General features: G+C 65.1%; 11 protein-coding genes and 1 pseudogene. 9 read left to right on the forward strand and 3 right to left on the reverse strand.

Translation table 11 applies throughout. The features are described 5' to 3' along the window. The first annotated feature begins 9 nt into the window (after nt 1–9). Entirely contained in the window at nt 10–1,239 is a 1,230-nt protein-coding gene (locus tag J7E80_RS17325) for a cysteine desulfurase family protein (RefSeq protein ID WP_215053472.1), read from the forward strand. On the opposite strand, the gene J7E80_RS17330 is transcribed toward J7E80_RS17325, so the two are convergent. After that, on the reverse strand, nt 1,218–2,471 hold the full coding sequence (locus J7E80_RS17330) for an NAD(P)/FAD-dependent oxidoreductase (RefSeq protein WP_215053473.1): 1,254 nt from the start codon (nt 2,469–2,471) through the stop codon (nt 1,218–1,220). The two genes, J7E80_RS17325 and J7E80_RS17330, sit on opposite strands and share 22 nt — an antisense overlap. A gap of 218 nt (nt 2,472–2,689) precedes the next feature. Between J7E80_RS17330 and mnmA the strand changes: the two genes are divergently transcribed. After that, on the forward strand, nt 2,690–3,832 hold the full coding sequence (mnmA, locus tag J7E80_RS17335) for a tRNA 2-thiouridine(34) synthase MnmA (protein ID WP_215053474.1): 1,143 nt from the start codon (nt 2,690–2,692) through the stop codon (nt 3,830–3,832). An 88-nt stretch (nt 3,833–3,920) separates the two neighbouring features. Here the strand turns inward: mnmA and J7E80_RS17340 are convergent, their stop codons facing one another. Then, nucleotides 3,921–4,577 (reverse strand): NADPH-dependent F420 reductase, encoded by a 657-nt coding sequence (locus J7E80_RS17340; protein WP_215053475.1) that lies wholly within the window; start codon nt 4,575–4,577, stop codon nt 3,921–3,923. Between the two features lie 113 nt (nt 4,578–4,690). Between J7E80_RS17340 and J7E80_RS17345 the strand changes: the two are divergent. Beyond that, nucleotides 4,691–5,074 (forward strand): annotated as a pseudogene (locus J7E80_RS17345) (chorismate mutase); the annotation flags it as partial. A 132-nt stretch (nt 5,075–5,206) separates the two neighbouring features. Next, nucleotides 5,207–6,250 (forward strand): hypothetical protein, encoded by a 1,044-nt coding sequence (locus J7E80_RS17350; protein WP_215053476.1) that lies wholly within the window; start codon nt 5,207–5,209, stop codon nt 6,248–6,250. A 33-nt stretch (nt 6,251–6,283) separates the two neighbouring features. Here J7E80_RS17350 and J7E80_RS17355 read toward each other — a convergent pair whose 3' ends face one another. Further along, entirely contained in the window at nt 6,284–7,012 is a 729-nt protein-coding gene (locus J7E80_RS17355) for a DUF4166 domain-containing protein (protein ID WP_215053477.1), read from the reverse strand. 145 nt (nt 7,013–7,157) lie between these two features. On the opposite strand from J7E80_RS17355, the gene mtrA reads away from it, so the two are divergent. The 5 genes from mtrA to hpf all read left to right on the forward strand — a co-directional run bounded on the left by mtrA (nt 7,158) and on the right by hpf (nt 13,534). After that, nucleotides 7,158–7,832 carry an MtrAB system response regulator MtrA gene (gene mtrA, locus J7E80_RS17360; protein WP_215053478.1) on the forward strand — a complete coding sequence of 225 codons (675 nt, stop codon included), beginning with the start codon at nt 7,158–7,160 and terminating at the stop codon, nt 7,830–7,832. Beyond that, nucleotides 7,807–9,924 (forward strand): MtrAB system histidine kinase MtrB, encoded by a 2,118-nt coding sequence (gene mtrB / locus J7E80_RS17365; protein WP_396020807.1) that lies wholly within the window; start codon nt 7,807–7,809, stop codon nt 9,922–9,924. The genes mtrA and mtrB overlap by 26 nt, the downstream gene beginning before the upstream one ends. Continuing rightward, a complete protein-coding gene (locus tag J7E80_RS17370; RefSeq protein WP_215053479.1) occupies nt 9,921–11,639 on the forward strand; it encodes an LpqB family beta-propeller domain-containing protein in 1,719 nt (572 codons plus the stop codon). Before mtrB ends, J7E80_RS17370 begins: the two co-directional genes overlap by 4 nt. Nucleotides 11,640–11,719: 80 nt before the next feature. Then, the gene (locus J7E80_RS17375; RefSeq protein ID WP_311380870.1) at nt 11,720–12,664 is read left to right on the forward strand and encodes a phosphoribosyltransferase family protein; all 945 of its coding nucleotides are present in this window, start codon (nt 11,720–11,722) and stop codon (nt 12,662–12,664) included. Nucleotides 12,665–12,808: 144 nt separating this feature from the next. Further along, a complete protein-coding gene (hpf, locus tag J7E80_RS17380) occupies nt 12,809–13,534 on the forward strand; it encodes a ribosome hibernation-promoting factor, HPF/YfiA family (protein ID WP_215053480.1) in 726 nt (241 codons plus the stop codon). Nucleotide 13,535: the final 1 nt, after the last annotated feature.

The raw sequence follows: 13,535 nt of genomic DNA on the forward strand, positions 1-13,535 counted from the left end.
AATTAAGCCGTGCCTGTTTACCTGGATCATGCCGCCACCACGCCCATCGCCGCCGAGGCTTTGGCCGCGCTGACCCGCGAGCTGGCCCGGACCGGAAACCCGTCGTCCCTCCACGGCTCGGGGCGCCGTGCGCGGCGTTCCGTCGAGGATGCCCGCGAAACCATCGCGGCCTCCGCCGGGGCCCACCCCTCGGAGGTTATCTTCACCTCGGGCGGGACCGAAGCCGACAATCTCGCCGTCAAGGGCCTTTACTGGTCCAGGCATAGCGAAGACCCAAGGCGCCGGCGGATACTCTGCTCCGCCATCGAACACCATGCCGTTCTGGACACGGTGGAGTGGCTGGAACGCCACGAAGGTGCCGAAGTCGCCTGGCTGCCGGTGAATTCTGAGGGTGTCCTGGATCTTGAGGCGTTCGAGGTCGAACTACTGCGCGACCCGGAATCGGTCGCCCTTGTCACGGTCATGTGGGCCAACAACGAGGTCGGCACCATCCAGCCGGTCCAGCGCGTCGTGGAGCTCTCGCACCGCGTCGGCGTTCCCGTCCACTCGGACGCCGTGCAGGCCTTCGGCTCCATTCCCGTGGATTTCAAGGCTTCCGGCCTCGAGGCCATGTCCATTTCCGGCCACAAGATCGGCGGCCCGGTGGGGGTGGGTGCCCTGATACTGGGGCGGGCCGTGAAGCTCACACCGGTGCAGCACGGCGGCGGCCAGGAGCGGGACGTCCGCTCCGGCACGCTGGATACCGCCTCGATCGCAGCCTTTGCCGCGGCGGCCGAATCGGCAGCCAGGAACCTCCCGGCGGAATCGGCGCGGATAACTGCCCTGAGGGACCGGCTGATCTCGGGGGTTCGCGACGCTGTGCCTTCGGCGGTGCTGCGAGGAGCGCCGGGGGCGGGCCGGCTGCCAGGTAACGCGCATTTCACTTTTCCGGGCTGTGAGGGCGATTCCCTGCTCTTCCTCCTTGACCTTGCCGGGGTGGAATCGTCCACGGGCTCAGCCTGCACGGCCGGTGTTCCCCGCCCGTCCCATGTCCTGCTGGCGATGGGACTGGATGAGGAAACCGCCCGTGGGGCACAGCGCTTTACCCTTGGCCATCCGTCAACAGAAGCGGACGTGGACGCTCTCCTGGCTGCCCTGCCGGCAGCCTACTCGCGTGCCCGGCAGGCCGGAATGGCCGGCCATGAGTCATCGATCCAGACGGCGGCCACCGCTGCCCGTCAGGGTTCGGGCATCAGCTGATCAAAGGGAACGGACGCGTCAGCCAGTGCTTCGGCTGCCACCACAGAGCGGGCTGAGATGAGGGCTTTGATGGTCTTCTGTGCGCTTGGCTTGCTGGACCGCGGCCAATTGACGCTCATCCCTGCCACCACGCGTCCATCCCGCTGCCAGAAGGCAACGAATTCTTTCGATTCCAGGGATCCGCGGAAGACGGGGGCGGCCTCCGCGGTGAGGGGCGGAAAACCGGAATATTCCATGCTGACATCGAACTGATCGGTGTAAAAGTACGGGATGGCATCCAGGACGGCATCGTGGCCGAGCATGGCCTTGCCCGCCACCTTTCCACCGTTAAGGGCGTTGGCCCAGTGTTCGCTGCGGTGGTGCTCGCCCGTAAACGGATGCAGGGCGTTTGCGACATCGCCGGCGGCGAAGATGTCGGGAGCGCTGGTCCGCAGCGAGGCGTCGGTGAGGATGCCGTTCCTTAGATCCAAGCCGGCTGAACCGGCCACAGCGGTATCCGGGACGACGCCCACGGCGATCACCACCGTGTCCGCCGGCAGATGCTCGCCTGAGGCGGTGACTACCCCGGTGGCCTTGCCTTCCTGTCCCGTGATTTCCCGCGCCGACTCAGGCAGCCGGAATTGCACGCCGTTGCCCTCATGCAGGGTCCGGAAGAAGCGGCCGAGGTCAGGGCCGATCGCTGCGCTGAGCGGAACCTCCTCCAGGCCCAGGAGCGTCACCTGGTTTCCGTAGGTCCGGGCCGCGGCTGCCAGTTCCATGCCTATCCAGCCCGAGCCGATCAGGACCACCTTGCGGCCCCCGTCCGCGAGCCGCTCACGCAGGTACCGGCTATCGTCCAGGGTTCGGAAGGTGGTGACGCCGTCGAGCCCGTTGCCGGGCAGTTCAAGCAGCCGCGGGAGTGCACCGGTGGCCAGCAGCAGGGCGCCGTAGCGCTGGGACGAGCCGTCGGCGTAGCGGACCGTGTGGTCCCCAGCGTCGATTGCGGTCACCGGAACACCGAGGCGGAGGGTGACGCCGTTTTCCGCGTACCAGTTCTCGGGCACGACCTCCACCGCGTCCTCCGCGGCTTTGCCGAGCAGGTATTCCTTGGAAAGGGGCGGCCTGATGTACGGGTGGTGCGATTCCGCCCCGGCGATGGTGATCTGGCCGTGGAATCCTTCGCTACGCAACGTGCGGGCGGCTGTTGCCCCGGCCAGTCCCGCCCCTGCAATGACGATGCTTTCAGGGGACATTGTCCGCTCGATTCCTCAGGCAGGCCGTGCGGCCCGCATTCTAAAACCAGTTCCTTTGACTTTAGAAGAACCGGGGGTGGCCGTCAAGGCAATTTAGAGCAGATTCCGCCGGGCGATAGAATAGATGGGCAACAGCTGAACTTCGGTTTCGCCATGCTGCATCCCGAGTCCGGCGGTGACGATGACCGGATCCCGTCAATAACCCACAGAAAGCTTAAATGCGAGTTCTAGCAGCCATGAGCGGCGGAGTAGACTCCGCCGTCGCCGCCGCCCGCGCCGTCGAGGCGGGGCACGACGTCGTCGGCGTCCACCTGGCGCTGTCCCGAATGCCCGGCACCCTGCGCACGGGAAGCCGCGGCTGCTGCACCATCGAGGACTCCCGCGACGCCTGGCGCGCGTGCGACGTCTTGGGCATCCCGTACTACGTGTGGGACTTCTCCGAGCGGTTCAAGGAAGATGTGGTCCAGGACTTCATCGATGAATATGCTGCGGGCCGGACACCGAACCCCTGCATGCGCTGCAATGAACGCATCAAGTTTGCTGCCCTCCTGGAGAAGGCAATCGCCCTTGGTTTCGACGCCGTATGCACCGGCCACTATGCCAAGGTCATCGAAGACGCGGACGGCAACCGTGAACTCCACCGCGCCGCTGACTGGGCAAAGGACCAGAGCTACGTCCTCGGGGTGCTGACCCACGAACAGCTTAAGCACTCGATGTTCCCGCTCGCGGACACTCCATCCAAGGCAGAGGTCCGGGCTGAAGCGGAGCGCCGCGGGTTGTCCGTGGCTAACAAGCCCGACAGCCACGACATCTGCTTCATCCCCGACGGCGATACCGCTGGCTGGCTGGCGGAGAAGATCGAGATGGCCACCGGCGACATCGTCGACGAAACTGGAGCCAAGGTCGGTGAGCACCCGGGGGCCAATGCCTTCACCGTGGGCCAGCGTCGCGGCCTGAAGCTTGGCCGGCCCGCAGCCGACGGCAAGCCGCGCTTCGTGCTGGAAATCCGGCCGAAGGAGAACAAGGTCGTGGTCGGCCCGGAGGCACTCCTCGCCATTGATGAAATCCGAGGCATCAAGGTTTCCTGGGCCGGACTGCCCATCACCGAAGTGGCCACGGGGGCCGACTTTGACTGCTATGCACAGGTGCGCGCCCACGGCGACCCCGTCCCCGCGAAGGCCCGGGTGGAACGCGTTGCTGATGAAGGCGGTGTCCACCGAGACAGCCTCGTGGTGACACTGACGGATCCCCTGCGGGGCGTAGCGCCCGGGCAGACTGTTGTGCTGTACCAGGGCAGCCGGGTCCTCGGCCAGGCCACCATCGACGCCGCCCGCTCGCTGCAGCGCGCCGAACTGGATTAGCGCGCGCCGCCGCCGGACAGAGTGCCTGCTCTCTACAGCGGAGCCTGCTCTCCACAGCGGAGGGCGGGCACTTTTTTCGGGAGCAGCGTTACCCGGAGACAACCTTGATGTTGAACGGGCTGTTGCCCTGTGTCATGAAGATCCGGAGCCACAGCGGCAGCCACATCTCCATTCCGCGGGCAGCATCGAGGGGACCCAGATCCCTGATATGTTCCGGGCGCCAGCCGAATTCCGCGAGCAGCCCCGCCACCAGTTCCTTGGCTTCCGGGTCATCACCGGCCATGAACGCGTCGTGGTCACCGCCGGCCAGCCGCTCCGGGTTCACCATGACGTCAGCACGCATGGTGTTGAGGGCTTTGACCACCTTGGCGGTGGGGAAGGCCCGTTGGATGGTTTCGGCCAGGCTGTCGGTATTGGAGATGGAGAGCGACGGCGGGAAGCCGGCCGAGTGGTCGAGCGGATTGGCCACGTCAATCAACACCTTGCCGCCAAGGTTCCTGGTGCTGGCTGCAGCCAGCACGTCGAGGGATACCGTGCCCGGTGTAGCGTTGATAACCAGCTCACCGTCCTCAGCGGCATCATGGAATGTCCCGGCCTTGGCCCGCGGGCCAGCGCCGGAGGCCCACTTTGTGGCCGCCTCATTGGTGGCGCTCCGGGAGCCCATAGTCACGCTGTGCCCCACCTCCACGAGTTTTCCTGCCAGAGTCCTGCCCGCAATGCCGGTGCCAAGAACTGCAATCCTCATGTCCAACCTCCGTCATTGGTATGGTGCGGAACACTTACATTGTCCGTCGGGGGACGGCGGGCGCGGCCGCTTAACACCGGCAGAGTTTCCGGCTGTGCCCATAGACTGGAACCATGACCGAGCTAAACCATGACCTGCCTGACACCGAGTCCTACGATCCCGCCGCGAGTTCGCTCGCAGGGAATGTAGACCCTGCGGTAATGGCAGAGCTGCTGTCGATCCGGTCCAGCATCGACAACATCGATGCAACCCTCGTGTACCTCCTGGCGGAGCGGTTTAAGGCGACGCAGAAGGTGGGCTTCCTCAAGGCCGCACACCGGCTTCCCGCCGGCGACCCCGGCCGGGAAACCGCCCAGATCGCCCGACTGCGGCGGCTTGCGGAAGACGCCCAGCTGGACCCTGCCTTCGCGGAAAAATTCCTGAACTTCATCATCGGCGAGGTGATCCGCCACCATGAAGCCATAGCCGAGGACCACCATAATGCCGCCGGCCGAGCCGCTGACCCGCAGGCCGCTGGGGGACAAGCCGTTGAGCCACAGGCCGCTGAGGGGCAGGCCGCTGACCAACAAGGCGGCGGCCAACCGGCCACTCCAGCCACCGGACCGTCCGCACGACTCAACGCCTAAGCCGTGCCTGCCGCAGAAGAATCACAGCAGCGCCAAGTCACGGCCACCGCCCTGGGACCATGGCCAGGGCAGGATCCGGTTGAAGCCGCCCGCATCATTCGCGGCGAACTGGGCAGCCCGCACCTTCCGTATCTTGCCGAACTGCCGGACCGCGGGGTTGGCGCCGACGCCATAGGCCGCACGGCATCCCTGCTCGTTGACATGGCTGTGGATGTCCAGACCCACGGCTGGCGTATCGTCGACCGCCCCGGGCGCGACCTCATCCGGGCAAGGTCGGCGCTCTCCACTGACATCAACGTGCTCGCGGATGTCGCCGGGGAAGAGGAAGATCCTGCTCGTGAATTCAAGGTTCAGCTGCGGGGCCCCTTGAGCCTGGCCGCCGGACTCCACCTGCACAACGGTGAGCGTGCCCTCATCGATTATGGTGCCCGGCGGGATATTGCCGCCTCCCTTGCCGCCGGTGTGGGGGACCACCTCGCACGGGTGGCCGGCGCTGTTCCCGGTGCCAGGCTCGTGGTTCAGCTCGACGAACCTGACATCGCCTCCATCCTGGCCGGCTCAATTCCCACCTCCAGCGGCTACCGGACGCTGCGTTCCGTCCCCGGACAGGAAGTAACGGAGCTGTGGCGTGTGGTGGTAGATGCCCTCCGTGCCGCCGGCGCCGCTGAGATCGCTATTGCCGTCACTGAAATTGAGGCGCCGTTCGAGCGGATTCTGGCCGCCGGAGCCGACAGCATCGCTGTTCCACTCAAGGCGCTGACATCACGCCAGTGGGAACAGCTGGCCGAGGCGGTTGAAGCCGGCACACGGCTCTGGGCCGGGGCCGTGGCCGTGGACGACGCTGCAGCGGGATTGCCCAAGGCAGCCGAAGTCGCTGATGCACTATGGCGCCCGTGGCGGCAACTGGGACTGCCGGGAACGTCATTGGGTGCGGTCCGGCTCACTCCTACCGCAGGGCTTGACGCCTATACACCGTCAGGCGCCACGGCGGTGCTGGCCCGCCTGACCCAAGGTGCCGACGCGCTGAATCAGCTGGCGCTGGGCTGAACGCGCAGGCGGCCGGGGCACATTCCTCAGGCCTCAGGTTCGCCGCTCCCAGCGGTCCGGGGCGGCATACGGAGGGATGAATCCCGGCGTCGAACTGCCGTCCGGATAAGACTCGAGCCGGTAGTCGAAGCTGCCCGCATAGACGAGCACCAGGCCGATCTGCGGCTGGATGACCTTCACCTGGATCCGGTGCCGGCCGTGGTCCCCGTCGGCCGGATCCCACCATTGCTCAGCGTAGGCCTTGGCGTCCAGGGAGGCCGGCAGCGGCAGGCGCAGGGGCCCGAGGAACAGCCGCGATGCTTCGGAGACACCACGGAGCCTGCCCTCGGTGGTCGCGCTCAGGTTCAGATCGGTGACGAGACGGCGGTACCTGCCCACATAGTCCACGAGCCGGGCCGGTCCGCCCGAGCTGGCGGCCGCGGGAGAGGACACACTGGTGGTGTCCTGGAAGACGCGGGTGCAGTCTGGAAAGAAGATTTCCCGCCGGGCCGTCAGGCTGGAACGGCCGAAGGGGTCCAGATGCGCGTGGTTTTCGATCCGGAAGGGTACGCGCTCGCCGTACTCGGGAAAAAACGCCTGTTCGCCGGCCGTCAGCCGGAGCAGCGGCCGCAGCCAGCGCTGCCGGCAGCCGACGACGTCAAAGACACCCTCGCCCACACCGTAACGGCCTGAGCCCGGGGCCAGCGAAAAATAGTCCTGCAGTTCAGGCTGCAGCCGGGCGAACCCGTCGCCCATCGCCTGTTCGTAGATCGGTGTGTTCAATGGAACCTCCTGCTGGGCTGACCTGTCCTGCTGAATCCTAGTGGCTGGCCACGACCGCGCCGGAGATTCGAAGAGTGTGCGGTTGCCGCCATGCCGAGGATTCCGTCAATAAGACAAAGCAAGGGCAATAAGGGAATATATAACTATGAAGGCACGCATTCTGGTAGTTGACGATGATGAGGCTTTGGCCGAAATGATCGGCATTGTCTTGCGCAATGACGGTTTCGAGCCGGTCTTTTGCGCGGACGGTGGTCAGGCTCTGGAGGTCTTCCGCTCCTCGAAGCCGGATCTCGTGCTGCTGGATCTCATGCTCCCAGGCACTGACGGCATCGAAGTGTGCCGGCAGATCCGGTCGGAGTCGGATGTCCCCATTGTCATGCTGACTGCCAAATCGGACACTTCGGACGTCGTCCGTGGCCTCGAATCCGGCGCCGACGACTATGTGCCTAAACCCTTCAAACCCGCCGAACTGGTGGCCCGCGTTCGGGCACGGCTCCGCCCGGGCGACCAGAAGGCTCCGGAGACACTCCGGATCGCGGATATCTCAATCGACGTCGCAGGCCATGCGGTGACACGGGGCAATGAACGGATTTCCCTGACGCCGCTGGAATTCGACCTTTTGGTAGCCCTGGCCCGCAAGCCCTGGCAGGTATTCACGCGCGAGCTGCTCCTCGAACAGGTATGGGGCTACCGCCATGCGGCGGATACCCGGCTGGTCAATGTCCATGTCCAGCGACTGCGGTCGAAGATTGAACGTGATCCGGAAGCGCCGGAAGTAGTATTGACGGTTCGTGGTGTCGGCTATAAAGCAGGTTCCTGAACCCCCGGGCCAGAATCCCTCTGACGACCCGCAGGGCATGGCGACCGGTGCTCCGGCACCGGATTCCACGGTGCCGGGGTCCACGGTGCCGGATTCCACGGTGCCGGGTTCCTCGGCATCTGATTCCAGGCTGGCGGGCTCTGGCGCCAGCCCCAATGCGCCAAGCGGCCCTGACGGCACCCGCGGGTCCGCTGTTCATCCGGCTCCGGAGCACACTGATGCGTTTGCCGCCGACCTCTCCCGGTTACCGTTCCGCTTCCGGATCTGGCGACGCCGGGCGCTGATCGTTTGCCTGCGGGTCGCGCGGTTGGTGCATACGGGGCTGGACCGGATTTTTCCGGGCATCCAGTTCCTGCTGCGTTCCCTCCAGCGGAGGTGGCGGCGTTCGCTGCAATTCAGGACAGTCCTGACAACGCTGCTGCTGTCGATAAGTTCATTTGCGATCGTCGGCGCCTACCTGTCCAACCAGATCGCCAACAATCTCTTCCAGGAACGCCTGACCCAGGCTGAATCCGAAACCCGTTACAACGTCAAGCAGGTGCAGGATACGTTCGACGGCGCCCAGGTCACCGACCAGTCCAGCGTCATCACCCTCGTTTACGACACGTTGAATGCGGTTGAAGGCAGGGGATCCGTGATCCAGCGGCGCTACGTGTTTGAGGCAATGCCCGAGCAAACCAAGCCCCGCAACCGCTGGGTCGAGTCCCGGGCCTCGGACCAGCTGACCGTCAGTGTCATCCCCAAAGAGCTCCGGGCCGCGGTGCAGGATTCCGGCAAGGAACAGTTCTGGGCGTCCATGGAGTTCCCGGTGGGAACCGAGGACCGTCCTGGCATCGCCGTCGGCAATAAAGTGACGTTCAATGGCACCGTCTATGAGCTGTACCTGATCTACGACCTCAACACGGCGCAACAGACCCTGGACGAGATCCAGAACGTCCTGTGGGCGGGCGGCGCGGCCCTGATCCTCATGATCGGTGGCATCGCCTGGTACGTCACCCGGAATGTGGTCAGCCCGGTCAGCCATGCTGCCGTTGTCTCCGAGAAACTCGCGGCCGGACAGCTGCAGGAGCGGATGGTCGTCAAGGGCGAGGATGAAGTGGCGCGTCTAGGTGCGTCCTTCAACCACATGGCGGCCAGCCTTCAGGAGCAGATCACCCAGCTGGCCACGCTGTCACAGATGCAGCAGCGCTTCGTCTCGGACGTCTCCCATGAGCTCCGGACGCCGCTGACCACCGTGCGCATGGCCGCGGAGGTGCTGTACGACGCCCGGCACGATTTTGACCCCATAAACAAGCGGTCGGCCGAGCTGCTGTACAACCAGGTTGAACGGTTCCAGTCCCTGCTGGCGGATCTGCTCGAGATCTCCCGGTTCGACGCCGGCGTTGCGATGCTGGATGCAGAGGCCACGGACATCGTTCAGCTCATTTCGCACGTTATGGAGGGGGCTGCTCCCGTCGCCGAAGAATACGGTTCCGGGATGACACTAAATGCCCCCGAGGGAAGCATCGTGGTGGAGATGGACGCCCGACGCATTGACCGCATCCTGCGCAACCTTGTCCTTAATGCCCTGGAACACGGGGAAGGGAAGCCCGTCAACATCTCGGTGGCGTCCAACGAGTCAGCTGTCGCTGTTACCGTCCGGGACCACGGGATTGGCATGAGCCCGGCCGAGGCGGCCAGGGTCTTCGACCGCTTCTGGCGTGCCGATCCTGCCCGGGCCAGGACCACTGGAGGCAGCGGCCTGGGGCTGTCCATCGCCACCGAGGACACCAAGCTCCATAACGGCTGGCTCCAGGCCTGGGGAAACAAGGGCGTGGGCTCAAACTTCCGCCTGACCCTTCCCCTTAAACAGGGCGGCACCATCACGAGGTCGCCACTGCAGCTTGAGCCCGCGGATGTCGGCCTGCCCCGTTCAGCTGACCGGAGCGTCGTTGTGCTGGACAGCAGCGCCCAGGACGCGCGTGCGGCTGACTCGGCGGAGCCCGGCGAACCCAGCGGCGCTGCGGCGCCCGGCGGGACTGACTTGGCGGGCGAGACTGACCCGGCCGGCGAAACTGCGCCGGAAAGAGCTGCAACAGGGGAGAGATCATGAGTGGCAGGCGACAGGGGGCCAGAGGCGCCTTGGCGACGGTGCTCGCCGTCGTACTTCTGTTCGTTGCATCCTGTGCCCAGATCCCCAGGTCAGGGCCCGTGGGAAAGAGCACCGACGAGAGTGCGGGAAATCCGAACGCGCCGGTATTTTTCCCGGTGGCGCCCCGCACGGGATCAAGCCCGGAGGCGGTCATCGAGGATTTCTATCTCGCAGGCAGCGGGTATGAGGACGACTACGCCGTGGCCCGGCAGTACCTTACTCAGGCTTCGTCGGTTGCCTGGAAGCCTGATCAGCGGACACTGGTCTTCCGCTCGGAGCAGGTAGTGAAGACCGGAGTCGAGGGGGTCTTCAACTACGAGCTGGACGTTGCGTACTCAGTGGATGCCGACGGCGTCGCCACCCAGATGCCGCCAGGAACCAAAGAGAGCATCCCCGTCACACTGGTTCAGGTGGACGGCGAATGGCGGATTTCCAAAGTTCCCGACGGCACCGCTATTGCCGAAGAGACGTTCAAGGTCATTTACGGCGCCTATCCGATCTACTTCTATGATCCGACCTTCACCTATGCCGTTCCTGACGTGCGGTGGTTCATCAAGAAGAAGACCGTCAAATCGATGACGAGCGCCCTGCTTGGCGGGCCCGCGCCGTATCTCAAGGGAGCGGTGGTCAGCGCCTTCCCGTCCGGCATGAAGCTGGCGCGGGAGTCGGTACCGGTGGTCTCGGGAGCGGCCCAGGTGGATCTGTCCGCCAAGGAACTCACCGAGGCCTCCACCGAAGACCGGCTCAGGATGCAGACCCAGCTGGCCCTGACGTTCCGTACCCAGCCGGACGTCATCAACGTGGAGCTGAGGGCAAACCAGGACCTGGTGCGCGTCGAGGACAAGGGCTCGGTGCTGCCGCCGGTCCAGAACAGAAACGTACCCGCACGCCAGATCGCCGTCAGCAAGAGCGAACTGGTGCGCTACGAAAACAACAGGATTTCTCCCCTGCCCGACATGCAGTCCGTCGCCGGCCTGAAGCCGCGGTCGCCTGCTGAATCTCCGGTCTCGCAAACCGTGGCGTTCCTGGACGATAGCCGGAGCACGCTGTATTCCATGGTTCCAGGTCAATCCCCGCGGGCCCTCATTACGCGAAGCACGTTGTCCCACCCGTCCTTTGGCCTGCATGACTGGGTCTGGACGGCAGGACCGGGCGCGCAGGGCGTCACCGAACTCACAGCATTCCGTCCCACCGGAGTATCCCAGCGCGCCACGGTACCGTCGGTGACACTGACGCCGTCCTGGCTTGCGGGTCGCACGGTCAAGGATTTCCGCGTCTCCCGGGAGGGAGTGCGGGCGCTGGTCATCTCCGAGCGAAACGGTTCGACCCGGGTCCAAGTGACCGGCCTCATTCGAAACGCTGATGGGACTCCCAAGGAACTGACCGCGCCGGTCACCCTGCAGGCAAGCGGCAGCCCCAACCAGGGCGTCTGGGTCAACGACACGACCGTTGCAGTGATGAAAGGCGCGGCCAATGCGAACGTCACCCCGGAACTGCTCTCCCTCACCTCCACCCAGCCCCAGAAGCTGGCCCCGTGGCCAGGTCTGGTGGCCCTCAGCGCCGGCAACGGACCCGAGGAGATCTTCGCGCAGTCCGCGGACGGCATCTTCCAACGGCTCGGAAATGGCTGGTCACCACAGCTGAAGGGGCCCACGGATCCCTCTTTCCCCGGCTGACCGTTTCCACGGGGGCTTGGTTTTCCACATCCGGCACCGGGCTCCTTCCGCCGCGCTGCCAGCCACGGCAGGCTTGCCGGGTGGAGACGCGACACGTCGGCCCTGCCCGCGGGCGGCCAAGAGACCCTGACCTGCTTCCCCAGCTTCCGGGGCGTTCCAAGCACCGCAGCGAACATCCGCAGTGGTGGCTGAGGGCTGCCGAGCTGCTGTCCGGTGCGGCGGCAGAGGTCATGGCGCTGGCGGTGCCCGTTGAATGCGTTTGCTGCGGCAAGGAGGACAGAGCCATCTGTTCCGGCTGCGAGCGGAAGGTCCGGCTGCTGACCCGGGATCCGTTCCGGGCCGAGTCCACCGCGCCGGCGCTGGTGGATACCGACGGCTCAGTCATTCTGCCGGTGGTGGCAGCAGGAATTTACCGTGAGGAGCTGGCGCAGTCGGTCCTTGCCTTCAAACGCCACGGCCAGGGCCCGCTCACAGGTGTTCTGGCGAAAGCGCTCGGCCGGGCGATCCTCGCTGCCGCGGGCGGCACGGGGAACATCTGGCTCGTGCCGGTCCCCAGCAGCGGCAGGGCGTACCGGAAAAGAGGCTTCAGCCAGGTCCACCTGCTGCTGAAATATCTTCGCTTCAACAACGGCCTCGAGGGCCTGAACTGTCAGGACGTCCTGCGGAAAACCAAGGTCCCCACGGTGGCCGCAGGCATGCCCGGCGACCAAAAAGGACTGGGCGGCCAAAAAGGACTGGGAAGAGGGGACAGGGCCCGGAGGGTCCGGGGTTCGATGCGTGCTGTCCGGGGGCCCGGCAGGGGCGGGCTCGCCGGACGCCCTTGCATCATCGTCGACGACGTCCTGACTACCGGCTCCACGCTCGCTGAGGCAGCCAGGGCGCTGCATGAGGCAGGCGGAGTTGTGCGCGGCGCGGTGGTTCTGGCAGCGACCCGGCCGCCCGACGCGGGGCCAATCTCTGCGATGTTGGGAGGGCCGCAGGCTCCCGGAGACATAGAAAAAAATAAAGGGCGAAAGGATGAATAACTGGTTGCTATGAACTAACGTCGGTTATGGGTACCAAGATCAGTTGTACCTTTCGATAGCGGCTCGGAAAGGGGCTCGACTGTCATTCAGATCGTCCCCCTCGATGCGCCGCCGTCGTGTCACCGAAGTCATTTGGAGGGCACCATGGAGTTCATGATCAGCGGACGAAATCTGACGGTCTCAGACCGCTTCCGCGAATACGCGGGCGAAAAGATCTCGAAGATCGAATCGCTCGGGGACAAGGTCCAGAGGGTGGACGCGAAGGTTTCCAAGGAAACGAACGCACGCCAGACCGGCGACCAGCTCACGGTTGAAGTGACAGTCCTGGGCCGAGGCCCCGTTATCCGTGCCGAAGCAAGCGCCGCAGACAAGTTCGCCGCGTTCGATCTCGCCTACAACAAGCTGCTTGAGCGGCTCCGCCGGGCCAAGGACCGCAAAAAGGTCCATCACGGACGGCACACGCCCAAGGCGGTACGCGAGGCAACAGCAGCCCTGGAGCCTGCCAGTTCCAACGAGCCTATCTACGTCGAAGCGAGCCACCGTGCCGAGCCTGCGCCGAAGCCGGCCGAGAAGTCGCCGTACGACGTCGACAATGACATTCCTGCCGGAGATTCTCCGGTTTTGATCCGCCGCAAGATCTTCCCGGCCGCGTCCCTCACGCTGGATGACGCCGTGGACAACATGGAACTTATCGGCCACGACTTTTATCTCTTCGTGGACAAGGCCACGAACGCGCCGTCGGTGGTCTACCGGCGCCGCGGCTGGACGTACGGGGTCATCACCCTGGACCACTACTGCGAGCCCGGTGAGAACACCTTAGAGGAGAAGATCCACGCTTACCGCTCCGACGATGCGGCTGCAACAGCCTAGG

The sequence above is a fragment of the Arthrobacter sp. ISL-28 genome (genome assembly GCF_018613875.1).
Taxonomy (GTDB): domain Bacteria; phylum Actinomycetota; class Actinomycetes; order Actinomycetales; family Micrococcaceae; genus Arthrobacter.

Bases quoted from the DNA above. Each gene is read 5' to 3' on its own strand.
- J7E80_RS17340 (WP_215053475.1), bottom strand. From the start codon at position 4,577: ATGAGGATTGCAGTTCTTGGCACCGGCATTGCGGGCAGGACTCTGGCA.
- J7E80_RS17330 (WP_215053473.1), bottom strand. From the start codon at position 2,471: ATGTCCCCTGAAAGCATCGTCATTGCAGGGGCGGGACTGGCCGGGGCA.
- hpf (WP_215053480.1), top strand. From the start codon at position 12,809: ATGGAGTTCATGATCAGCGGACGAAATCTGACGGTCTCAGACCGCTTC.
- J7E80_RS17370 (WP_215053479.1), top strand. From the start codon at position 9,921: ATGAGTGGCAGGCGACAGGGGGCCAGAGGCGCCTTGGCGACGGTGCTC.
- mtrA (WP_215053478.1), top strand. From the start codon at position 7,158: ATGAAGGCACGCATTCTGGTAGTTGACGATGATGAGGCTTTGGCCGAA.
- mnmA (WP_215053474.1), top strand. From the start codon at position 2,690: ATGCGAGTTCTAGCAGCCATGAGCGGCGGAGTAGACTCCGCCGTCGCC.